The sequence below is a fragment of the Flavobacterium aquatile LMG 4008 = ATCC 11947 genome (genome assembly GCF_000757385.1).
Classification (GTDB): Bacteria; Bacteroidota; Bacteroidia; order Flavobacteriales; family Flavobacteriaceae; genus Flavobacterium; species Flavobacterium aquatile.
The window spans coordinates 160,289-183,166 of the sequence record NZ_JRHH01000004.1; the positions used below are offsets into that span (position 1 = coordinate 160,289).

Annotated in this window: 28 protein-coding genes; 10 read left to right on the top strand and 18 right to left on the bottom strand. The window is 30.7% G+C overall.

Going from position 1 to position 22,878, the window contains the following annotated elements:
* Positions 1-115: 115 nt before the first annotated feature.
* The 7 genes from LG45_RS10550 to rsfS form a co-directional block, all read right to left on the bottom strand.
* A complete protein-coding gene (locus LG45_RS10550; protein ID WP_035126976.1) occupies positions 116-898 on the bottom strand; it encodes a superoxide dismutase in 783 nt (260 codons plus the stop codon).
* A 14-nt stretch (positions 899-912) separates the two neighbouring features.
* Positions 913-1,188, bottom strand: coding sequence for an acyl-CoA-binding protein (locus tag LG45_RS10555; protein ID WP_035126978.1), 276 nt, complete (start codon positions 1,186-1,188; stop codon positions 913-915).
* A complete protein-coding gene (locus tag LG45_RS10560) occupies positions 1,189-1,839 on the bottom strand; it encodes a phosphatidylserine decarboxylase family protein (protein WP_035126980.1) in 651 nt (216 codons plus the stop codon).
* On the bottom strand, positions 1,829-2,719 hold the full coding sequence (locus tag LG45_RS10565) for a phosphatidate cytidylyltransferase (RefSeq protein ID WP_035126982.1): 891 nt from the start codon (positions 2,717-2,719) through the stop codon (positions 1,829-1,831). Before LG45_RS10565 ends, LG45_RS10560 begins: the two co-directional genes overlap by 11 nt.
* Before the next feature lie 2 nt (positions 2,720-2,721).
* Positions 2,722-3,321, bottom strand: coding sequence for an LUD domain-containing protein (locus LG45_RS10570; protein ID WP_035126984.1), 600 nt, complete (start codon positions 3,319-3,321; stop codon positions 2,722-2,724).
* 113 nt (positions 3,322-3,434) lie between these two features.
* Positions 3,435-5,363, bottom strand: coding sequence for an ATP-dependent zinc metalloprotease FtsH (ftsH, locus tag LG45_RS10575; RefSeq protein ID WP_035126986.1), 1,929 nt, complete (start codon positions 5,361-5,363; stop codon positions 3,435-3,437).
* Positions 5,364-5,378: 15 nt separating this feature from the next.
* Positions 5,379-5,750: a ribosome silencing factor gene (gene rsfS / locus LG45_RS10580; protein WP_035126988.1), complete on the bottom strand. Its 372-nt coding sequence runs from the start codon at positions 5,748-5,750 to the stop codon at positions 5,379-5,381.
* 95 nt (positions 5,751-5,845) lie between these two features.
* Here rsfS and LG45_RS10585 point away from each other — a divergent pair, with 95 nt between their 5' ends.
* Positions 5,846-6,577, top strand: coding sequence for a biotin--[acetyl-CoA-carboxylase] ligase (locus LG45_RS10585; RefSeq protein WP_035127483.1), 732 nt, complete (start codon positions 5,846-5,848; stop codon positions 6,575-6,577).
* A gap of 37 nt (positions 6,578-6,614) precedes the next feature.
* Here the strand turns inward: LG45_RS10585 and LG45_RS10590 are convergent, their stop codons facing one another.
* The 4 genes from LG45_RS10590 to LG45_RS10605 form a co-directional block, all read right to left on the bottom strand.
* On the bottom strand, positions 6,615-7,748 hold the full coding sequence (locus LG45_RS10590; RefSeq protein WP_035127484.1) for an endonuclease: 1,134 nt from the start codon (positions 7,746-7,748) through the stop codon (positions 6,615-6,617).
* Between the two features lie 5 nt (positions 7,749-7,753).
* Positions 7,754-8,968 (bottom strand): RsmB/NOP family class I SAM-dependent RNA methyltransferase, encoded by a 1,215-nt coding sequence (locus LG45_RS10595; RefSeq protein ID WP_035126990.1) that lies wholly within the window; start codon positions 8,966-8,968, stop codon positions 7,754-7,756.
* Between the two features lie 110 nt (positions 8,969-9,078).
* Complete coding sequence (locus tag LG45_RS10600; RefSeq protein ID WP_035126992.1) at positions 9,079-11,052, bottom strand: KUP/HAK/KT family potassium transporter; 1,974 nt, start codon at positions 11,050-11,052, stop codon at positions 9,079-9,081.
* A 102-nt stretch (positions 11,053-11,154) separates the two neighbouring features.
* Complete coding sequence (locus LG45_RS10605; RefSeq protein ID WP_035126994.1) at positions 11,155-12,375, bottom strand: hypothetical protein; 1,221 nt, start codon at positions 12,373-12,375, stop codon at positions 11,155-11,157.
* 126 nt (positions 12,376-12,501) lie between these two features.
* Between LG45_RS10605 and LG45_RS10610 the strand changes: the two genes are divergently transcribed.
* Positions 12,502-13,551 (top strand): WD40/YVTN/BNR-like repeat-containing protein, encoded by a 1,050-nt coding sequence (locus LG45_RS10610; protein WP_035126996.1) that lies wholly within the window; start codon positions 12,502-12,504, stop codon positions 13,549-13,551.
* Between the two features lie 126 nt (positions 13,552-13,677).
* Here the strand turns inward: LG45_RS10610 and LG45_RS10615 are convergent, their stop codons facing one another.
* The 5 genes from LG45_RS10615 to LG45_RS10635 all read right to left on the bottom strand — a co-directional run bounded on the left by LG45_RS10615 (position 13,678) and on the right by LG45_RS10635 (position 16,586).
* Complete coding sequence (locus LG45_RS10615; protein WP_035126997.1) at positions 13,678-14,130, bottom strand: sensor of ECF-type sigma factor; 453 nt, start codon at positions 14,128-14,130, stop codon at positions 13,678-13,680.
* Between the two features lie 11 nt (positions 14,131-14,141).
* Positions 14,142-14,564, bottom strand: coding sequence for a hypothetical protein (locus LG45_RS10620; RefSeq protein ID WP_035126999.1), 423 nt, complete (start codon positions 14,562-14,564; stop codon positions 14,142-14,144).
* A gap of 30 nt (positions 14,565-14,594) precedes the next feature.
* Positions 14,595-15,137 (bottom strand): RNA polymerase sigma factor, encoded by a 543-nt coding sequence (locus LG45_RS10625; RefSeq protein ID WP_035127001.1) that lies wholly within the window; start codon positions 15,135-15,137, stop codon positions 14,595-14,597.
* Between the two features lie 60 nt (positions 15,138-15,197).
* Positions 15,198-16,307, bottom strand: a complete 1,110-nt coding sequence (locus LG45_RS10630; RefSeq protein ID WP_035127003.1) for an SRPBCC family protein — start codon at positions 16,305-16,307, stop codon at positions 15,198-15,200.
* 90 nt (positions 16,308-16,397) lie between these two features.
* Positions 16,398-16,586 carry a hypothetical protein gene (locus LG45_RS10635; protein WP_035127005.1) on the bottom strand — a complete coding sequence of 63 codons (189 nt, stop codon included), beginning with the start codon at positions 16,584-16,586 and terminating at the stop codon, positions 16,398-16,400.
* Between the two features lie 148 nt (positions 16,587-16,734).
* Between LG45_RS10635 and LG45_RS10640 the strand changes: the two genes are divergently transcribed.
* A complete protein-coding gene (locus tag LG45_RS10640; protein WP_035127007.1) occupies positions 16,735-17,118 on the top strand; it encodes a pyrophosphohydrolase domain-containing protein in 384 nt (127 codons plus the stop codon).
* A gap of 110 nt (positions 17,119-17,228) precedes the next feature.
* Here LG45_RS10640 and LG45_RS10645 read toward each other — a convergent pair whose 3' ends face one another.
* On the bottom strand, positions 17,229-18,296 hold the full coding sequence (locus LG45_RS10645; protein WP_035127009.1) for a branched-chain amino acid aminotransferase: 1,068 nt from the start codon (positions 18,294-18,296) through the stop codon (positions 17,229-17,231).
* Positions 18,297-18,583: 287 nt separating this feature from the next.
* Between LG45_RS10645 and LG45_RS10650 the strand changes: the two genes are divergently transcribed.
* The 5 genes from LG45_RS10650 to LG45_RS10670 all read left to right on the top strand — a co-directional run bounded on the left by LG45_RS10650 (position 18,584) and on the right by LG45_RS10670 (position 20,966).
* Entirely contained in the window at positions 18,584-19,090 is a 507-nt protein-coding gene (locus tag LG45_RS10650; protein WP_035127011.1) for a DUF4920 domain-containing protein, read from the top strand.
* Positions 19,091-19,101: 11 nt separating this feature from the next.
* On the top strand, positions 19,102-19,563 hold the full coding sequence (locus LG45_RS10655; RefSeq protein ID WP_035127013.1) for a hypothetical protein: 462 nt from the start codon (positions 19,102-19,104) through the stop codon (positions 19,561-19,563).
* Between the two features lie 2 nt (positions 19,564-19,565).
* Positions 19,566-20,234, top strand: a complete 669-nt coding sequence (gene mnmC2, locus LG45_RS10660) for a tRNA (5-methylaminomethyl-2-thiouridine)(34)-methyltransferase MnmC2 (RefSeq protein ID WP_035127015.1) — start codon at positions 19,566-19,568, stop codon at positions 20,232-20,234.
* A gap of 110 nt (positions 20,235-20,344) precedes the next feature.
* Positions 20,345-20,542 carry a hypothetical protein gene (locus LG45_RS10665; protein WP_035127016.1) on the top strand — a complete coding sequence of 66 codons (198 nt, stop codon included), beginning with the start codon at positions 20,345-20,347 and terminating at the stop codon, positions 20,540-20,542.
* A gap of 205 nt (positions 20,543-20,747) precedes the next feature.
* Positions 20,748-20,966 (top strand): hypothetical protein, encoded by a 219-nt coding sequence (locus LG45_RS10670; protein WP_035127018.1) that lies wholly within the window; start codon positions 20,748-20,750, stop codon positions 20,964-20,966.
* A gap of 14 nt (positions 20,967-20,980) precedes the next feature.
* Here LG45_RS10670 and LG45_RS10675 read toward each other — a convergent pair whose 3' ends face one another.
* Entirely contained in the window at positions 20,981-21,925 is a 945-nt protein-coding gene (locus tag LG45_RS10675; RefSeq protein ID WP_035127020.1) for a hydrogen peroxide-inducible genes activator, read from the bottom strand.
* 94 nt (positions 21,926-22,019) lie between these two features.
* On the opposite strand from LG45_RS10675, the gene LG45_RS10680 reads away from it, so the two are divergent.
* Entirely contained in the window at positions 22,020-22,499 is a 480-nt protein-coding gene (locus tag LG45_RS10680) for a Dps family protein (protein ID WP_035127022.1), read from the top strand.
* Positions 22,500-22,572: 73 nt separating this feature from the next.
* Entirely contained in the window at positions 22,573-22,851 is a 279-nt protein-coding gene (locus tag LG45_RS10685) for a hypothetical protein (RefSeq protein WP_373862627.1), read from the top strand.
* Positions 22,852-22,878 lie beyond the last annotated feature (27 nt).

The following is a 22,878-nucleotide window of genomic DNA, read 5'->3' on the forward strand; positions in this document are numbered from 1 at the left end:
TTGTAATCCATTTTCCTGCCATCCATTACAATCTTTACATAAAAAAAACCTGTTTCAACACGAAACAGGTTTTTTTATGTAAAGGATTTCCATTGCTGTCAGGAGTTGCGGTGAACTACTTCTTTATAGCTTCATCATATTTTTCGCCTACTTTTTTCCAGTTCACTACATCAAAAAAAGCATCAATATATTTCATTCTTTTGTTTTGATAGCCTAAATAATAAGCGTGTTCCCATACATCAATAGCTAAAATAGGTTTGCCAGAAATAGTTTGACTTGGCATTAAAGGATTGTCTTGATTTGGTGTGCTTGTAACTTGTAATTTCCCAGCTTTATCAACAACAAGCCAAGCCCAACCTGAACCAAATTGTTTGTTGGCAGCCTCAGAAAATAAAGCTTTAAAAGTGTCAAAAGATCCAAAATCTCTATTAATTGCTGTTGCTAACGAATCTTTTGGTTTGCCTTCACCTTTTGGAGTTAAAATTTCAAAATATAAGGAATGGTTGTAAAATCCGCCAAGATTATTTCTTAGTTCGGCATTACTCATGTCTAACTTTTTGTGAAGTTCTTCAATTGGTAACGAAGCCAAATCGGTTCCAGCTAGCGCTTTATTTAAATTATTGGTATACGTCAAGTAATGTCTTGAGTAGTGAATTTCCATTGTCATTGCGTCAATGGTTGGAGCAAAAGCATCGTATTTAAAAGGAAGTTTTACAACATTAAACGCACCTTCAGAAGCTTTTACGTCTTCTGGATCGCCAATAGTCATTTTTTGTTCTGTAGTTGGTAACGGAACTTCTACAACTTCGGTTAGTTTCTTTTTTCTACAAGAAGATGTTATTATAATTATAGAAAGCGTCAATACTAGCAAAACGCTTTTTTGATTAAGAACTTTCATAATTGTATTTAAATTTATTTATTTTTCTTAACTAAATCGGTAATCATTGTAATGTAAGCTTCTTTGGCTTCTTCTATGGAATAATGACTAATTTGCATCCACGCATTCATTTTAAATGCATTTCTTAAATCATAAACTGGAGAAACCCTTATATCAATTGTACCCATAGTAGATTGTTTGTACAAAGCATAAAGTCGAAGTTGAATATCCTGCGGCAATTCTGATTGCGACATTGCATTGGCATGTTCAACAGCTTCTTCAAATCGAGTATCTAAATCTTTTTCTTGCATTTATTTGGCTGCAATTATAGTTCTATTTCCCACAGCTTTTTGATTCAATTGAACGTTGATTGTAGTTCCAAGAGGAAAATATAGATCAACACGAGAACCAAATTTTATAAATCCGGCATCTTCACCTTGGCGAACATGAGTTCCTTCTTCGGCGTAATTTACAATTCGTTTTGCTAAAGCACCAGCAATTTGTCGGTACATAATTTCACCAAAAATTCTATTTTCAATTACAACAGTAGTTCTTTCGTTTTCTGTACTCGCTTTTGGATGCCAAGCTACAAGGTATTTTCCAGGATGGTATTTGCTGTATTTTACTTTTCCGCTTGTTGCATAACGCGTTACGTGAACGTTAATTGGTGACATAAAAATAGAAACTTGCAGTCTTTTATCTTTAAAATATTCTGGTTCGAATACTTCTTCGATAACAACAACTTTTCCATCAACTGGAGCAATAATAGTATGATCGTTTACTTCTAAATGTCTTTTCGGATTTCTAAAGAATTGTAAAACAGTGATTAAAAGCAATAATAAAACTACTTGAAATGTTTTTAAAATCCAGTAGTTGGTGATTACCTGTGGAGATAAAAGTAATAAAACCACAAATAATGTAGTTGAAATTAGGATGATTTTTGCGCCTTCTTTATGAAACATAATTTAAAATTTGATAAAATAAAAATACAAATGGTGCTACAAATATAACACTATCTAATCGATCTAAGATGCCTCCATGACCTGGCATTATTTTTCCGCTGTCTTTTACTTCAGCTATTCGTTTGAATTTAGATTCAATTAAATCACCAATAGTTCCCATAATCCCAACAAGAAGTGCGATTGTGATCCAAATTAATATTGATTTTTGACTAAATTCTGGACTTGCTCCAATGTAATATTTTGATATTAAAACCCCTGCAAAAACTGCAAAAACAACGCCTCCAAGAAATCCTTCGATGGTTTTTTTAGGTGAAATACGTTCGAATAATTTATTTTTACCAATTGATTTTCCAACTAAATAAGCAAAAGTGTCATTTGTCCAAACTAAGATAAATAATCCGATAATAATTTTAGGATTATAATCATTTATTCCGAATGAAATTTTGGTAATGAATATAAAAGGTAAAATAATGTAACCTATTAAATACAAGTATTTTGATGAAGTACTTATTTTTTGCACATTATCATAAAACAAAAACAAAATACATTTAATTGAAGTAACTAATGTGATTACTAGAAGCACTAAATTTAGTGTGTTCGTGTTTATATTTATTTCATAACTTCCATTAAAATTGGTATTTAATGTAGTAATAGTTTCTTTTCTATAATGACTTATTAATGTAATGGATAGATAAAAAAGAAGTGCGAAAAGAATAGGAAAAACTTTTTTAATTTGAATTAGTGCGCAAAATTCATAAACAGCAATGATTAGGAAAATCCCAAACAAAATAAAAAAACTTTCTTTAGAAAATAGGATGGAAGCTAGTAATAAAATGATGTATACTGCTCCAGAAATACCTCGTTTTAGAGTTTCATTCATGTTTACAAATCTTCTAATAGAAGCAAATAAAGATTTTTAGCACAACTTCCGTAGGTCAAGAAATCTTCATCTTGCACCTTTTCAAAATATTTTATGGTGGTAATATTAGTTGGGTAATCTTTGTCGTATTTTTTCTTTATCACACGAAGTCCATCACTTTTAGATTCAAGAATCTGACTTGTAGTGGCAAGAATTACAATATTATCTGGAAGTTCGTTTGGTTTCTTTTGTTTAATTTGATTGGATGAAAATAAGACAGAACCTTCGTCTGCAATTAAATTTTCGCAACCAGCCAAGAAAAAATTGGGTTGACTTGGATTAGTAAAGTTTAATTTATTTTCTTCTAATAAGCTAAATAATTTGGTATCATAACATAAAGCATCACCTTCAAACCAATCATTTTCTTCGAGTATATTTTCGAATTGTTCCTTAACTTCTGATAGATCTTCGCAATAAATAAACTTACCTCCATTTTTTTTAAAATTGAACGTAAATAATTCATCAACAGGTAAATTTACAGCTTTGGGAGTGTTATATTCGCTTTGGTTTCCTTCATCGGATGCATCATTGCTTGAACCAAAAAATTTTCTGAAAAGACTCATATTAGTATAATAGAATTGGTATTTTATCACTTGAAAACCTTCAAAGATAAAAAAATCTTAATTCAAAAGCATTTTTTGAATTAAGATTTTTAATATTTTATTTTAAGAACTATTTAAGCTAAAACTTCTAGCGTTTCTTCGGTGTCGTTTCCGAAAGGTCTTTTTCCAAAAATAGTTTCTAAATCGTCTTTAAAAATAACTTCTTTTTCTATTAGAATATCCGCAAGTTGCATTAACTTATCTTGGTTATCTCTTAAAATTTGAATAGCTCTTTGGTATTGGCCTTCAATTAAAATAGAAATTTCTTTATCGATAGTAATTGCTGTATCTTCTGAATAAGGTTTGCTAAAATTATATTCACTTTGACCTGAAGAATCATAATAAGTAATATTACCTAATTTTTCATTCAAACCATAGATGGTAACCATTGCACGAGCTTGTTTAGTAACTTTTTCTAGGTCGGATAATGCACCAGTTGAAATTGTGTCAAAAACTACTTTTTCTGCAGCACGTCCGCCCATTGTAGCACACATTTCGTCAAGCATTTGATCTGGACGCACAATTAAGCGTTCTTCAGGCAAGTACCAAGCAGCACCAAGACTTTGACCTCTTGGAACAATTGTTACTTTAATAAGTGGCGCAGCGTGTTCTAGCATCCAACTTACTGTTGCATGACCAGCTTCATGAACTGCAATCGCTCGTTTTTCTGCTGGAGTTACAATTTTATTTTTCTTTTCTAATCCGCCTACAATTCTGTCAACAGCATCAAGGAAATCTTGTTTATCAACCGCAGTTTTATTATTACGTGCAGCAATTAAAGCCGCTTCATTACAAACGTTTGCAATATCAGCACCGGAAAAACCTGGAGTTTGTTTTGCAAGAAAATCAGTATCTAAACCATCAACTTTTTTTAACGGAGCTAAATGCACTTCGAAGATTTCTTTTCTTTCTCTGATGTCTGGTAAATCAACATAAATTTGTCTATCAAAACGACCTGCACGCATTAAGGCTTTGTCAAGAACATCGGCTCTATTGGTTGCAGCAAGAACAATTACGTGTGTATTTGTACCAAAACCATCCATTTCTGTAAGTAGTTGATTTAAAGTGTTTTCACGTTCGTCATTTCCACCAGACATATTGTTTTTTCCTCTTGCACGACCAACAGCATCAATTTCATCAATGAAGATAATGGCTGGAGATTTTTCTTTTGCTTGTTTGAATAAATCTCTAACACGAGATGCACCAACACCAACAAACATTTCAACAAAATCAGATCCTGAAAGTGAGAAAAACGGAACTTTTGCTTCACCTGCAACAGCTTTTGCTAATAATGTTTTTCCTGTTCCTGGAGGTCCAACTAATAATGCACCTTTTGGTATTTTTCCACCAAGAACGGTATATTTTTCTGGATTTCTAAGGAATTCAACAATTTCTTGTACTTCTTCTTTTGCACCTTCTAATCCGGCAACATCTTTAAAAGTAGTTTTAACTTCCGATTTTTCATCGAATAATTTAGCTCTAGATTTTCCGATGTTGAAGATTTGACCTCCGCCACCGCCAGCGCCACCGCCAGACATTCTTCTCATAATGAATATCCAAACGCCGATGATTAAAATTATCGGAAGAAAATTCATTAAAATTCCGGTCCAATCACCTTGAATTTTGAAATCGTATTCTTTTAGCTTATTTTCATTTTTTGCTTTAATAAGTTTATTTTCAAAGTTTTGAGCATCAGCAATTTCAAATGTATAATGCGGTCCTTTATTAGGGTTTCCAAATACATCTTTAGAAATCTTTTTGTTTGCCTTGTCTTTTAAAGCAGCGGCTGTTAGGAACGCTTCACCATCTGATTTATTGAAAACATTTACTTTTTCTATTTGACCTTTGTTTAAAAGTTCGTCAAATTTAGAGGATGTAATTTTTGTTGGATCTTGAATACTAGAACCGTTCATCATGTTTAAAACAATAAACATTAGAATAATTCCTCCAGTAATCCACCATGGGCTAAATTTGAAACCGTTTGGTTTTTTGTTTTCTGACATTATTTTATAGTGCTTTTAGTATTTGTTTTCTAAAGTTGTAATTTTGGCATCACCCCAAAGTCCTTCGATGTTGTAGTAATCGCGAATTTCTTTTTGAAAAACGTGAACAACTATGCTCACATAATCCATTAAAACCCATTCTGCGTTGTCTGTACCTTCAACATGCCATGGTTTGTCTTTAAGTTCTTTGGAAACTAATTTTTGAACCGAGTTAACAATTGCATTTACTTGTGTGTTTGATGTTCCGTTGCAGATTACAAAATAATCACAAACGGCTGTATCTATTGCTCTTAAGTCTAAGATGTCAATGTCATTTCCTTTTACTTCTTCTATTCCTTTAATGATGTTTGTTAATAGAACATCAGTACTAACTGTATTTTTCGCCATTTAAATTTTTATATAATTTGCAAAGGTATCAATTTTTGTCATTATTTTTGATGCTTAACATAAGTTTAAATAGTGTTTTATCAAAAATAAGTACAATGAAGTTAATCAAACTCAATGCCATAGATTCTACTAATGACTTTTTGAAAGATATGTCACGCAATGAGGTTGTAGAAAACTTTACAACGGTTGTTGCTGAAAGCCAGACAAAAGGTAAGGGACAAATGGGCTCTATTTGGAATTCTGAGCAAGGTAAGAATATAATAATGAGTACTTTGGTTAATGATGTGTTGAAAGATGCTAGTGATATTTTCCATCTTAACGTTGCTATTTCTTTAGCTGTAATTGAGGTTTTACAAGATTTAAATATTCCGAAATTAAGTGTAAAATGGCCGAACGACATTATGTCAGATACTAAGAAATTGGCTGGAATTTTAATTGAAAATAGCTTTAAATCTGACAACAGAATTGAATCGATTGTTGGAATTGGCCTAAATGTAAATCAGAAGGACTTTATTCTGTTACCAAAAGCAACATCATTGTCAATTGTGATGAAAAAAGAATATGATTTAGACGATTTATTAAACAAAATTGTATTTCAAATACGTAAAAATTGTGCACTAATTGTTTCTGGTCAATCGGAATTATTATGGAAAGAATACCACCAAAAAATGTTTAAAATAGGAATTCCTGTTGCATTTGAAGATGTAAATCACAATCAATTTATGGGAATAATTCAGAAAGTGACCGACGAAGGAAAGCTTCAAATTATTGTTGAAGATGATTCAATTAAAACATTTGGGATTAAAGAAATAACAATGTTATACTAAACAAAAAAGCTCCGTCGAAACAGAGCTTTTAAATGTATTAGTTTATGATAACTTTTTTAGTTGTCGATTGATTATCAGTGGATAATCGTAAGAAATAAAATCCTTTTGGTAAATTATCTAATGTATAGAAATTGTTGCTGAATTCTGGATTTTTAACTTCTTTAATTAATTGTCCGCTGATAGAAAATAACTGAATATCTTTTATTTCTACAGAGCTTTGAATATTAATTTTATTTTCGTTTGACGGATTTGGATAAACAGATACGTTATCTAATGAAGCAAATGTTTCGTTAGCCAAAGCATTTACTGTCGCGCATTGCGTTGTCCAAATTGAGCATACATATTCAGGATGATCGATATAAGGATTTCTATTTCCTTGATACAAATATATAGCATTGTTTTGAGCTATTTCTTTAGCAGAAACTGGATCTTCAATGTGCCATTTGATTAGTAATAAAATGAATCCATCACTAAAAACTTTACCTGTAGATCCATCAAACATATTTTTGGCTTGGCAAGTTGCGCTATTTGCTGTTGTATAAAAATTATCCATAAAATCTTCATAACGTGTTGCAAAATAGAAGTAAGCTCTAGCAACATCACCCTTGAATTCATCTATAGGTTCAAAAACAGTTCCTGAAAAAGAGGAAAATGAATTTATTGTGTTTGGACCTCTTTTTGATCCATTTGATGATAAGTAAGTTCCTGAAGCGACATCTCCAAAAGGCAAATTATTTCTATCACCATTGACTTTTCCATCAGACGGAACTACGTGAAAGGGATCATTCTTCATTGGATCTACTTGAAAATTATCAAAGTAGGACTGAGGAACCAAGTGTTCTCTATTATAACAATCACCTTCTGAATTGTAATTTCCGCATTGATTTGATGTGGAAGTATATTCATAAGCATCAGTTCCAGTAGGATTTTCTGAATACATGTCCAATAAAGATCCATTATTTTCATAATAATTATCTCTAAAGGCCGATTGTGTGTACAAAGTCCAAAGTTGACCATATCCTTGATCATTGTGACCCGTTGTGATTCTTGTTTTTAATTGTGTTTTTAAAGTATAACCAGTTCCAGTTGCAGTATTGTAATATCCAGTTGGAATTTGACCGAAACAAATAGTAACTATAAAAAGTGATAAAAGAGTAGTAATTTTTTTCATATTCATTATATTTTTCTTTCTAATAAAGCCATGTAAAATCCATCATAACCTGATTCTGATGCAAGTACTTTAGTATCTTTGACAAAGGTAAAACTTTTTCCTATCTCAGTTGTTAAGAAACGCTTAATTTGTTCCTGATTTTCAGATGGTAAGACCGAACAAGTTGCGTAAACCAATTTTCCTCCAGGTTTCACAATTTTAGAATAATTTTCTAAAACTTCGGCTTGCACTTTTTTGATATTATCAATAAACTCAGGTTGCAATTTCCATTTTGCATCGGGGTTTCTTTTTAAAACTCCCAATCCGCTGCATGGTGCGTCAATTAGAACTCTATCGGCTTTTTCGTGTAATTTTTTAATCACTTTTGTAGTGTCAATTATACGGTATTCTATATTAAAAGCGCCATTACGTTTTGCTCTTAGTTTTAATTGCTTTAATTTACTTTCATATAAATCCATTGCAATTAATTGGCCTTTGTTTTCCATTATAGATGCCATATGAAGTGTTTTTCCACCTGCGCCAGCGCAAGTATCAACAACTCTCATTCCGGGTTGAACATCTAGAAAACGAGCTACTAATTGTGATGAAGCATCTTGAACTTCAAAAAAACCTTGCTTGAATGCATCAGTTAAAAAGACATTTGCTCTTTCTGTAAGCACTAAAGCGTCGTTGTTATCTTTTATGTATTCGGTTTCAATATTTAAATCCATTAGCAAAGCACGTAATTTTTCTTTGGTAGTTTTTAAAGTATTTACCCTTAAAATTACTTTTGCTTGTTGATTTTGAGCCGCAATTTCTTTGGTCCAAAGTGCTTCTCCAAGTTCTTTTACGCCAAGTTCATCCATCCAATCTGGGATAGATTCACGCATTTTTCTGACTTTGGATAATTCATCAAATTTACCTTTTATTTTGCGTTCTGGAGTTCCATCAAGTTGTCTCCAATCTGGAATTGGATAACCACGTAATACGGCCCAAACCGCAAACATTCGCCATAAATCTTCACGATTATAAGGTTCTTTTACTTCGGCAATTTCTGAGTATAATCGTTTCCAACGAACAACTTCGTAGATGGTTTCGGCAACAAATTTTCTGTCGGAACTTCCCCAACGCTTGTCCTTTTTTAGAGCTCTTGCGACAACTTTATCGGCGTATTCACCTTCGTTAAAAATTGCATTCAAAGAATCTATTGTAGTGTAAACTAAATTTCTATGTAATCTCATTGTTTTTTAATCAGCGTGCAAAGGTATTGCTTTTTAATAGAAAGAAAAAAGTATTCTTTAAAACCTTCTGATTTTAAAGAATACTTTTATGAATTTTCTGTAACTAATTATTATTCTCTACATTCAATTCTTCTCATTTCAATTTTTTCTGGCGCATGAAGCACTAATGGGAATTGTTCAACTTTAACAGAACTACTGTCAAGCCCAAATCCTTTTTCTTCTGATAAACTAAATTTTTTCAGGAAGAAATAGGCATTCATAACTGTATTTTCGAAAATGGTTAAATCGCTATCATTTGAAAGAAATTTTTCTGAAAGTACAAACTTAAAGTCTCCAATGATATTGTTTTTATTTAATGATTCATAACGACTTGTAATATCAACCTCGCCGCGTTGAACCATGTCTTTTATTACTTGTTTGAACATCAAATTGATTTTTGTAGCTTCTCTAAATCCAAGATAAAAATCAATTCTATAAATATCATCTTTTACAAGTTCGGTAACTTTGTATTCTTTTTTATACGGTTCGCTTAAGATATTTACGTGAACAAACCAGTATATATCAGCTCTTTTTGGTCTTTTTTGTAAAATAGAATACATTACTTTCTCTTCAATTTCATCACTTCTCATGGAATTGGTCATGTAAACTAAGTGTGTAGCATATTTTGGAATTGATAAATCAACACTCAACTCTGCAAGAACTTTTTTATAAGAATCGATTTTTACAATTTTGGTGTATGTTTTACTAATTTGCTTCGCTAAATACCATGTTGACATTATTGATATCAAGATAATTGCAATGATTAATGTTACAAAACCGCCGTGTAAAAACTTGGTTACATTAGCATAAAGAAAACAAAATTCAATTGCTAAATACAAGGTTATCAACGGAACGATATAGTACATTTTTACCCTTTTCATAATTAAATAAAAATTAAGTAAAATGGTGGTCATAATCATGGTTAGAACAATTGCCAAACCATATGCATGTTCCATATTGCTCGATTCTTTAAAATACAAAACGATACCAATACAACCTAATAAAAGTAACCAGTTTATGGAAGGAATATAAAGTTGACCTTTTTCTTCTGTTGGGTATTTAATTCTTGCTTTAGGCCAAAAATTTAATCTTATTGCTTCATTAATTAAGGTAAAAGAACCACTAATTAAAGCTTGGGATGCAATTACCGCAGCCAAAGTTGCAATTACCACGCCTATTGGTTGAAACCATGTTTCCATAATTAAATAGAATGGATTTCCGTTTTTTCCACCGAGTTCTGCTAACGTCTGTCCTTCGTGAGAAATCAAATAGGCACCTTGTCCGAAGTAATTCAGTAGTAACATTATTTTTACAAAAATCCAACTTACTCTGATGTTTTTACGACCGCAATGTCCCATGTCAGAATATAAGGCTTCAGCTCCGGTTGTACATAAAAATACAGCACCAAGAACAAAGAAACCTTCTGGATGAGCAGATAATAAATGATAAGCGTAATAAGGATTTAATGCTTTAAATACAGCAAAATTTTGAACTACTTGAATGCTTCCAAGAATTCCTAACATTGAAAACCAGACTAACATCATTGGCGCGAAAAACTTTCCAACAAGCTTAGTTCCGTATTGTTGAATGATAAATAAAATTATCAAAATAACAATAACTATTGGAATCGTATTTAATTCAGGTTTAAATATTTTTAATCCTTCAACGGCCGAAGAAACCGAAATTGGAGGTGTAATAATTCCGTCGGCTAAAAGTGTACTTCCACCAATAATTGCTGGAACAATGAGCCATTTTATTTTTGTTTTTTTAACTAAAGCAAATAAGGCAAAAATTCCTCCTTCACCATGATTATCTGCACTTAACGTGATTATTACGTACTTTAATGTTGTTTGTAAAGTAAGTGTCCAAAAAATACAAGATATTCCTCCTAAAACAATATCAGACGTGATAGCATATTGTCCTAAAATTGCTTTCATTACATATAATGGTGAAGTACCAATATCCCCAAAAATAATTCCTAATGTAACTAATAAACCTGCTGTAGATAATTTGCTATGAATGTTTTGATGGCTGTGTGAGCTCATAATTATATATTAAAAAAGACTACAAAGGTATTATATTTAGATAATTGAAATAAAAAAAGCACCGAATATTTTCGATGCTTTCTAATTTATTATAATTATGAATTATCTTCTTGAAGAATCTCCACCTCTGTTTCCAGAATTTCCACCTCTATTTCCTGATGAATTTCCGCCTCTTGGAGCGCTACTTTCTGATTTACTAGTTTGACGTTGAGCAACATTTCCAGAATTTCTAGAAGAAGAATTTCCTCTTGGAGCTGCATCAGCATAGTTTCTAGAATTATTGCTTCTTTGTGAAGCTTCATTTCCTCTATTTGTAGCTGTTCTTACTGGCGTACTTTCATTGTTTCTAACTGTAGCATTTCCTCTGTTTGTAGACGTTCTTACAGGAGTGTTTTCATTATTTCTAACAGTCGAATTTCCTCTATTAGTATTTGTTCTTACAGGAGTATTTTCATTATTTCTAACTGTTGCGTTTCCTCTTGTCGTTGCAGTTCTTACAGGTGTTGAAGTAGAATTTCTTACGCCTGGATTTCTTGAAGTACTATTTGCAACATCATTTCTAGTTGATCCAACCGTTCTAATATTTCTATTTCTATCTAACTCATATCGGTTTGTGTAACCAGCATTTCTTCTTTCAAAAGAACGATTTGGATGTTGTCTTTCATAGTAATTTCCTCTTCGGCTGTAATAATTATTGTAAGCAACTTGACATCTTCTATAATTTACATAATTGTAGTGATGGTTGAAGTTGATGTGAATTCCGATGTTGTTTCTATATCTAAAAACTGGATACGGATTCCAAGCATAATAATAACTTGGATAATAACCCCAATACCAAGCAGAGTAATAAGGTCTGTATCTTGGTGTCCAGAAGTAATTGTAAATTATCGGAGTACTTACATAAACTGGCTCATAAATATAATTTTGACCATACATATAAACATCTCCAACAACTTGAACTTGAACTCTATTGTTACTGTCTTTTTCAACTTCTACAGTTGCAACATCTTGAAAAGTATCTCTACCAAGAACTGATTGCAAAACAATTAAGTGCGTTCTTCCTTCTACCGTTTCAATAACTCTTAAATAATCAACTTGATTATCACCGTTAAGATCTAAATTAGAAATTTGATTTTTAGGATCATTTAATCGTTGTTCAAAATCTTCTAAATCTCTAGAATCTCCAAAGATAGATGCGACAGCTCTCAAATCAAGGTTGTCACTAATTTCAGAACTTGAAGCATTCACTGTAGTTCTGTCTTGTGCAAATGAGTTCAAAAATAGAAAACTCAGCAGGGACGAAAGGAATATTTTAGTTTTCATAATGTAAATATATTTTAGTTTATAATAGCATTTGATAATCTCAAACCAATATCTGTGCCAAGAATAAACATTTACAAATCATTAACAATTAGTATTCGTATCTTAGCATCAAATAACAACCATTTTATGAAAAAAAATCTATTTATTATAGCAATTTCAATTTCAATTATTTCTTGTAAATCAAGTAAAGTTGATAATGAAAAATCCTTTACATCGGTAAAAATTGATACTATTCTTAATGATAAAATTAGTATTCGAGCTATCACTGTTTCTAATGATAAAGTGTGGTATGCAGCCGATAAAAGTAGAGTAGGTTATGTAAGTTTGATTGATGCTAATAAAACTCAAAAGGAAATATCTAAAGGAGATTTAAAAGTAGAATACAGAAGTATTGCTCAAACTTCCAATTCAATTTTTGCTTTAAATGTTGCCAATCCTGCTTTGTTATTTAAATTATCTAAAGATTTGGTTAAGAGTAAATTAGTTTATGAAGAAAAGCACGAAAAAGTATTTTATGATAGTATGCAATTTTGGAATGACAACGAAGGAATTGCTATTGGTGATCCAATTGACGGTTGTTTTTGTGTTCTAATTACAAGAAATGGAGGCGATACTTGGAATAAAATTCCGTGTGAAAAATTACCGACAATTGATGAAGGTGAAGCTTTTTTTGCGGCAAGTAACACCAATATTATTATAAAAGGAAACAACACATGGTTGGTGTCTGGAGGAAAAAAATCTAGAGTTTTCTTTTCATCAGATAAAGGAAAATCGTGGAGTGTTTATGAAACTCCAATTGTTCAAGGACAAGAAATGACTGGAATTTTTACTGCCGATTTCTATGATTCTAAAATTGGATTTATTGCTGGTGGAAATTATGAAAAACTAAATCAGAATTTTCAGAATAAAGCCATTACTAAAGATGGCGGAAAAACTTGGAACCTAGTAGGCGAGAAGCAAGGTTTTGGATATGCTTCTTGCGTTCAATTTGTGCCAAAAAGTAAAGGTAAACAACTAGTTTGTGTTGGCGCCAACGGATTATATTATTCGAAAGATAGCGGAAACTCTTGGAAACAATTCTCAAAAGATGCAACGTTTTTCACCATAAGATTTGTTGATGAAAATACTGCAATTGCCGCAGGAAAAGATAAAATTGTGAAAATAGAATTCAAATAGAAGAATTCAGATTTAATATTCATAAAAAAAGCGATTTTCATTTGAAAATCGCTTTTTTACCTTTTATGTGTAAGCTAAATTTAAGTTCAAGAAATTAACCCGAAACCCGAAACTCGAAACCCAAAACTATCTCCTAATCTTCTTATCTCTATATTGTTGTAACAATTTTTTACTAAATTCACCTTCGGCTTTTTTCAATTTCAAAATCTTAACTGACGGTAAAATGGTTTTCAAAGTAGAAATGAATTTTTTTCTCAACTGATGCAATTCATCGTCGGCACTTTCCATTTGATTTAATAATACTGTTGCTTCTTTTTCGGACAATTTTTCGGAGCTTTCAAATCGATCGATGTAACTCTTCATTCTATCTCTTTTTAACTCCATTTGTTTGTCTTCAAATTCATTGTAAACAGGCCAAAACTTTGCTGACTCATCTGGTGTTAGTTGCAATTCACTTGTTATGTATGCTACTTTTAAAGAACGTACTTGATCTCTTTTTTCTCTAAATTTTCCAGGTTGTCCAAATGTTGCTACCGAAAAGAAGAATAAAAGTAAGGATAGTAATTTATAATTTTTCATAATATGTATTTTTAATTTGTAATGTAATATTCTGTATTTGAATCCTCATATAATGCTTGTTTTAAAGCTTCTTCATCTAAAGAATTAGTGATTTCAATTTCAGCAATATCTTCTTTGTCAAGTAATTTTATGATTTCTTCATCTGATAATGAAGCATGATACGCCAAATAATTTTCTATTTCATTGGTTTCTGTTGTTGCTATTTCAGTGGTTGTAGATTGAAATTGATTTGCCAACGGAATTGTTAGCGAAAGCACTAAAATTGCTGCCACAGAATATACCCAACGCTTATTTCTATCCCATAGCGAAATTATTTTTGGCTCTTCTGTGGGTAATTGATTCATTACCTTTTCAGAAAAAGTATCAAAATAATTATCCGGAATTTGGAATCCCGATTTTATTTTTGGTTCGTTATCTAATTTAAAATTATTCATATCTATAAGACTTTAATTGTTCTTAAAGGTTTAATTAGTATTCATATATTCTTCAATTTTCTTCACCGCATGATGGTACGATGCTTTCAATCCACCAACAGATGTTCCTAAAATTTCGGATATTTCTTCATATTTTAATTCTTCAAAATATTTCATTTTAAAGACTAATTGTTGTTTTTCTGGAAGCAAAGCAATTGATTTTTGCAATTTTATTTGAATATCATTTCCGTCAAAGTATACATCGGCTTTTAGATTTTCTACAATTTTAGTTTGCATGGCTTCGCTTGTGGTTCCGTTTCGCTTGGCTTTGTTGTTGATGAAAGTTATAGCTTCGTTTGTTGCAATGCGATACATCCATGAAAACAATTTACTGTCGCCTTTAAATCCGTTTAAATATTGAAAAACTTTGATAAAGGTATTTTGTAAAACGTCATCAGTATCATCGTGATTCAAAACAATATTTCGAATATGATTGTACAACGGACGTTGGTATTCGCGCATAAGTTTTTGAAACGCAATATTTTGCGTTTTCGGATTTAATAATTCTTCAATAAAATCTTTTTCTTCTTGCAAAGTGAAAATTTATAAGTAAGAATAAAGATAATCGAAAAGGTTTAATCTGACGATAAAAAATTACGGATTAACGGTTTCTTCTAAAGGAGTTGCTGGTTTTGCAACACTAGTTGAATCTTTTGGTTTAGAATAAGTTGGTTTTCTAGGAACAACTTTTGGCAAAACTGGAACATAAATTTCTGTTACCCATTTCGAAGGTTGCTTTTCGTCCTCGACACCTTTTCTATAAATTTCAATAACTTGTTGTGATGGATTTCTAACTAACTTTTGTTTATTGATAAAATCAAATGTTTTTGCCCAAGCTTTTTGAGTATGTGAACGATCGCCTGTAAGTGTAGTTTTTACAGCAGTAAACGGTAACATATTTGCCCATTCAATATCACTTCCTGGGGAAAATCGGAGCGAATCTCTAACAGGAATGCAAACCGATAATCCTATGATATCATTCGTTTTATCGTATTTATTGTAAATTACAAAAGGTTTTCCAGTGCTAACAATATTATTTTTTTTGAAGAAGAGTTCCATCTTTGGAATCATAATTTTTAAATTCTTAGCAACGCTTTTTTCCTTACATGTAATTGATTGTTTCAAATAAAATCCACCCGGACGATTTACAATGGCGTTTACTTTTATATTAAATGTATTAAGTTCAAAATCTAAAGTCTTATCTAAATTTTCCAGCGTTTTTGCATAAACATCTTCAACTGTTGATTTTATTCCACCATTAAAAAAAGCAAGAATTTTCGATTTGAAATCAAGTTTTCCTAAACTTATTAATGTAACTTTTGTACCACCAACTGTATCTTTAAATTTCCAAGTAATAGAAGCTTCTTCGCCATTACTTATCATTTTTTGAGAAATACTGTCGTTTTGCTTGAAAGATAATGTTGTAACTTTTCCATCGCTATCAGTTCCATCCCAAGTGATAAATGAATTTTTACCAATTGTTCTATTCGAATAATTTAATTGAGTTCCTTTATCATCAACAATCCACGAACTAAAAGTTTCCCAGTTTTTAAAATCGTTTACATAATTGTAGACAGTGGCTTTTTGGGTTTTGATTACTTTGCTTCTAGAAATATCATAATTTGCTTTCTGTGTAGAAACAAAAACCGATAATCCGATAAAAAAAAGTAAAACTAGAAGTAAAATGTATTTAAGAATTCTCATGTCAGTTTATATGGTTGGTGCAGTAAAAATAATAAAATAATTGAGTCATTGAACGATAGTTGATTTGAAGTTCAATAAATACTGATTTTATTAATGTTTGAAGAAAACTTTAATTAAAAAAAGCATCAAAATAAAAAGAATGAATCCAATTAAAACCCAATAACTTCCTTTATAAAATTTTTGATGTAAATTTTTATCTCCTTTGTAAGCATAAGTAATTGCTATAACAAACGCTACAAAAAAGAGTGCAGCAAATATCCATTGTCCTTTACTAAACATGATTTAATTTATTTTTCAACAAAAATAGTTAATTGTTTTTGATGTGATGTTGAATTTTTAAAAAGAAAACTTTCTATTTTTATGACGTACAAAATTGAACTTATAAATTAGGTTAAGATTGTTTTTATCCTCTAAATAACAAAAAAATATGCAAAAAAAACTCAACGCGGTAAAGGAATTTCACACATCATTCAAGATTGGATACAGTGAAGAAATGAAAGGAAGTCTTGGTGAAAGCAAAAATTTACTACGATATAATTTAATGAAAGAAGAGAATGAAGAATATCTAGAGGCTGCGCAAAATGATGATATTGTGGAAATTGCCGACGCACTTGGCGACATGCTTTACATTCTATGCGGAACAATTATCGAACACGGATTACAAGATAAAATTGAAGAGGTTTTCAATGAAATTCAACGAAGTAATATGAGCAAATTGGGCGAAGATGGAAAACCAATTTACAGAGAAGACGGAAAAGTAATGAAAGGTCCAAATTATTTCAAACCCAATTTCGAAGCCATTTTAAAATAGTAAGCAGATGGCAGATTTCAGTTTAAACCTGTAAAATAAAAAGCGATTTTCATTTGAAAATCGCTTTTTATTTATTCTATATTTCCGAAATTTGTACAAAAATCTAAAATCTAAACTTTCACAGTCCAGCCAAATGTATCTTCAGCCAATTTGTATTGAATTTTGGTTAAATCTTCTTTTAATTGCTGTGCAAATGAATTTTCAACTTTAGGCAGTTGGTATTCTGTTCCTTGATAAGAGAAAGCTACAATCGGACTAACAACTGCAGCAGTTCCAGCTCCAAAAATTTCTTTCAAACTTCCGTCTTTTGCAGCATTTACTAATTCTTCTACTAAAACCGAACGAACTTCAACGTTCAATCCATCGCGTTTTGCTAAATCAATCAAACTTTTTCTCGTTACACCATCAAGAATTCTTTCACTAGTTGGTGCAGTATATAAGGTGTCATTAATTCTGAAGAAAACATTCATTGTTCCAGCTTCTTCTAGTTTTGTATGAGTAGCATCATCGGTCCAAATAATTTGTTGAAAACCTTTAGCATTTGCTAATTTTGTTGGATAAAATTGTGCCGAATAATTTCCAGCCGCTTTTGCAGCACCAATTCCGCCATTTGCTGCACGACTATAATGTTCGGCAATAATTACTTTAACTTCACCAGAATAATATGATTTGGCAGGTGAAAGAATAATCATAAATCTATATTGAGTCGATGGTTGCGCAATAACTCCAGATCCAATAGCAATCATAAATGGTCTAATATATAAGGTGTTTCCTAAACCTTTTTTAACCCATTCTTTTTCGATTTCTAGAATAGTTTTTAAACCATCAATAAAGATATCTTCTGGAACTTCTGGCATTGCCATTCTAACAGCCGATTTATTAAAACGAGTAAAATTTTCATCAGGACGAAACAACCACACATCATCATTTTCATCTTTATAAGCTTTCATTCCTTCAAAAATAGCTTGACCATAATGAAAAACTTTAGCCGATGGATCAATCATAAAAGGCTCGTAAGGCTTTATAATTGGTTTTTGCCATGCGCCTTCTTTAAAATCGCAAACCAACATATGATCTGTGAAGATATTTCCAAATAGAAGGTTTTCAAAATCTACTGAATCAATTTTTGAAGTAGTAGCTTTAACTATATCGATTTCGAGAGTACTTTTTAAACTCATTTTGCTTTTGGTTAGTTTGATAAAATAAGTTTAAGTGATTGATTGTCAATATCTTAAAATATATTTTAAATTTATAAAATGTTGTGTTCTATTTTTTTGCTAAAATAATAAAAATTTGAATGTTTATTTTAACTAAATTCAAATAATTCTGATTTTTTAATATATTTCCAATCAATTCTAAAAATTGTGGATATTTCTCAAAGAAATTAAAAAAATAACACTTTTTTAGGTGTTAGTTTTTAATATCTGATTATTTTTGTGGCATATATAAATGTAAAATTAAAGAAATGAAAAAAATAAGTTTTATTGTATTGTTATTATTGTTCGTAGGATTCACTTCTAATGCACAACAAAAAGTAAAGAAAGCTACAACAGTTGCTTATAATGTTAATGATTACGCTTCGTTTGGTGATAAATTTCAACCGACAAATGTATTGACTGAGAAGCAAATGCTAAAAAAATATAAGAATCTAAAAAAAGGAGATACTATCGCTGTTAAATTCAAATCGAATATTAAAGCTGTTTGCAAGAAAAAAGGTTGTTGGATGGAAATGGATTTAACTGATGATACTAAATCGTTTGTAAAATTTAAAGATTACGGATTCTTTGTTCCATTAAATGCAGATAATTCTGAAGCAATTGTTAGCGGTAAAGCTTTCGTTGATGTAGTAAGTGTTTATGAATTAAAACATTATGCAAAAGATGCTGGAAAATCTCAAGCTGAAATCAGTAAAATTACAAAACCAAAAACCACGTATTCGTTCATGGCAAATGGAGTTTTGATTAAAAAATAATTCCAATTTAAATGAAGAAAATTATACTATTAATATTTGTTTTAACAGCACTTTCTTGTCAAAAGAAGGAAGAAACTAAAGCAGATAATAAAGAAGCTTGTGCAGATTCTACTAAAACTGCAGGTAAAGACAAGAAGTTTGAAATGTACGAAATGTCAGAAATGGCAGCTTTAATGGAGCAAATGTATGTCGACAACCAGCGTTTGAAAGAACGCATAAAAAAAGGCGAAACTATTGGTCAATTTCCGAGTCATTTCCTTAAAATTCACAAAGCAGTAATGACTGATGAATCTGAAAATGATGCTTTTTTTAAGGAACAAGCGGCTAATTTTATTAAAGCTCAAGAGCAAATATATAAAGATCCTACAAATGCAAAACAGCATTTTAACGACGGAATTGATGCTTGTATAAAATGCCATCAACAAAAATGCAGTGGTCCAATTCCGAAAATTAAAAAATTGTATATCGAATAATCTTGAAACGAGAAATTATTACCACCAACGATGGATCTACAACGATTCATTTGCCCGAATTGAATGAAAGTTATCATTCTAAACACGGAGCCATTCAAGAAGCCTATCACGTATTTATTAAAAACGGACTTTCTTTATTTGAAGGAAAGTCCGTTTCTGTTTTGGAAATAGGTTTCGGAACTGGTTTAAATTCTTTTATAACTTATTTGGAAGCCAAAAAAACAAATCAAAATATTGATTATGTTGGAGTAGAAGCCTATCCAGTTGCAATTGAAGAAGCTTTGGAAATGAACTATGTTAAAGAATTAAATGCCAATCAAGAAGCTACAATTTTCAAAAATATGCATGAAGCTGTTTGGGAAGAAAAAGTTGCAATTTCGGATGATTTTTCGTTAACCAAAAGACAACAATTATTTCAAGATATACAAGATGAAGATGCCTTTAATTTAATTTATTTTGATGCTTTCGGATTTAGAGTTCAACCCGAATTATGGTCTCTAGAGATATTTCAAAAAATGTATAATGCATTGAAAATCAATGGAGTAATTGTAACTTATGCCTGTCGTTCATCAATTAAAAATGCTATGATTGAATGCGGATTTAAAGTAGAAAAGCTTCCAGGAGCACCAGGAAAGAGAGAAATGTTAAGAGCAAAAAAAATTAACTTTTAATTAAGTCGAATTGATTATAATTTGGCTAATTTTGGAATAATAAAAAACCCAATCTTACGTTCTTACTTAAATGTTCTACTAAAAGTCTAACCAATTTTATCTGTAATTTTATGTCCAGATTAATTTATGACTACACTAAATCGGTTTTGGAGAGAGTTAGTTTTGATATCAAACTATTTTCAAAAGAATTAGATAAAGCAGTCAAAGTACTTTTGCCTTATGAAATTGAACAATTAGCCGAATGGTTAATCAATTTTACAAGTGAAAAGCCCGAGTTAAAACCTTGTTTACTGATTATCAACAAATAAAAATTAAAAGAGCTTAAACGGCTCTTTTTTTATTTCTTACATTATAATTGTAAGATTTATAATATAAATAATTAATAAAAATGCTTTATATCGTAAAAATATGTATTTTATCGATGTTTTTATCACTTTTATCTTGCTTGGTAGTTTTAATTAACATAACTTTACTTAACGTTCTTAAATAAAGATAACCCTAAATCTTAAACCTATGCCAAGAATGATTTATGATTACACTAAATCCGAGTTGGAAAGTGTAAGTTTTGACCCTCATCTTTTTAAAAAAAGATTGAAAAAAGCAACTAGAAATTTGTTGCCTTATGAAATTGACCAATTAGAAAACTGGCTTTCTTATTTTACAATGAATAAACCAGAATTGCAAAACTGCCTGACAGAAATTACAAGTAAAAATGAAAATGGATTCGCTTAACGAATCCATTTTTTTTATTTATTATTGGGTTTCGGACTTATAATTTCAACATTCTGAAAAGCAATTGCACCTTTTACAACACCAGTTATTGTTGCACGCAAAGCATCAATTAAGTGAATTTTCAATTCATTTTTTGGGTATATTAAACTAACTTCTCTTGCTGGTTTTGGTTCTGTAAAATGACGAAGTTTAATTTTATCAACTTCTTTTAAATCCAATGTATGCAAGTAGGGAAGAAGTGTTGTTCCTAATCCTTCATCTGCCAATTTTATTAAAGTTTCAAAACTTCCGCTTTCAATTTGAAAATGATTATGTTCAGAATTGGTGTTGTTTTTGCAAAGATTTAATACGTTATCTCTAAAACAATGTCCGTCTTGAAGTAGTAAAATTTCATCAATATTTAAATCAGTGATATTGATTTCTTTTTTACTAAACGATTGATGATTTTCTGGAATGTAGGCTACAAAAGGTTCAAAATAAAGAACCACTTCTTTAATTTTTTCCTCATTCAATGGAGTTGCAGCAATTGCTGCGTCAAGATGACCATTTTTTAATTTAAAAATGATATCTTCTGTATTTAGCTCTTCAATTATTAGCTTTACCTTCGGGTATTTTTTGATAAAATTTTTCAAAAACATCGGTAAAAGAGTTGGCATAATGGTCGGAATAATTCCTAATCTAAATTCGCCTCCAATAAACCCTTTTTGTTGATCGACAATATCGTGAATTCTATCGGCTTCATTAACAATATTTTTGGCTTGATTTACAATTTTCTGACCAATTTCAGTTAGTTGAATAGGCTTTTTGGTACGATCAAATATTTGAATATCTAGTTCTTCTTCAACTTTTTGAATTTGCATACTTAGTGTTGGTTGTGTTACAAAACACTTTTCGGCTGCTAGAGTAAAATTTTTGTATTCGGCTACAGCCAAAACATATTGTAATTGTGTGATTGTCATTGTATAGTAAAATTTGATACAAATATAAAAACAATCAATTTAATTTATAGTATAATGACTTGTTAAATTGTAATTTTGATGTAAATATTTTTTTATGAAACTAAACAAACTAGGATTACCAGAAAAAGAAACTTTGGCTTTAGCCACAGATTTGAACGTATTATTAGCAAATTTTCAGGTTTATTATCAAAATTTAAGAGGATTGCATTGGAATATTAGAGGGAAACGATTTTTTGATTTGCATCTAAAATTTGAAGAATTATACAACGATAGTCAATTAAAAATTGATTTAATTGCCGAAAGAATTTTAACACTAGGTCAAACTCCATTGCATACATTTGAAGATTATGTAAAAAACAGTAAATTACCAATTGGAAAAAACATACATAATGACGAAGAAGCAATCAATCTGATATTAAATTCTTTATCACATTTGTTAAGGATTGAAAGAGTAATACTTAGTCAGGCTAGTGAAATCGCCGATGAAGGGACAAATTCTATGATGAGTGATTTCATTTCTGAGCAAGAAAAAACCATTTGGATGATGAGCGCATGGCTTGAAGAAAGTATTTAAAAATTTATGTTAAAAAAACTACAATAGCTTTTTGTTTTTAACGATGAAAAGCTATTTTTGTAAAATGAAAATTTTGGCAAAGTTAGTATTAGTATTATTTGTAACTTTTCTATCAACTCCTACGATAGTTACGTTGATTGAAAGGAATACTGATGTTTCGTTGTTTTATAATTTTGCTGAAGAAGAAATCCACAAAGAAGTCAAAGAAGTCAAGGCCGATTTAAAACAAAGTTTTGATTATCCTTTTTTAAATTCTGAATTGCTTCAAAATTCTAAAATTATATCTGAGAATTTATCCCGACATGATAAAATTTCGGAAGAAATATTTTCTCCTCCGCCCGAATTAATTTAATACTTCGCTCGTCATTCTTATTGAATG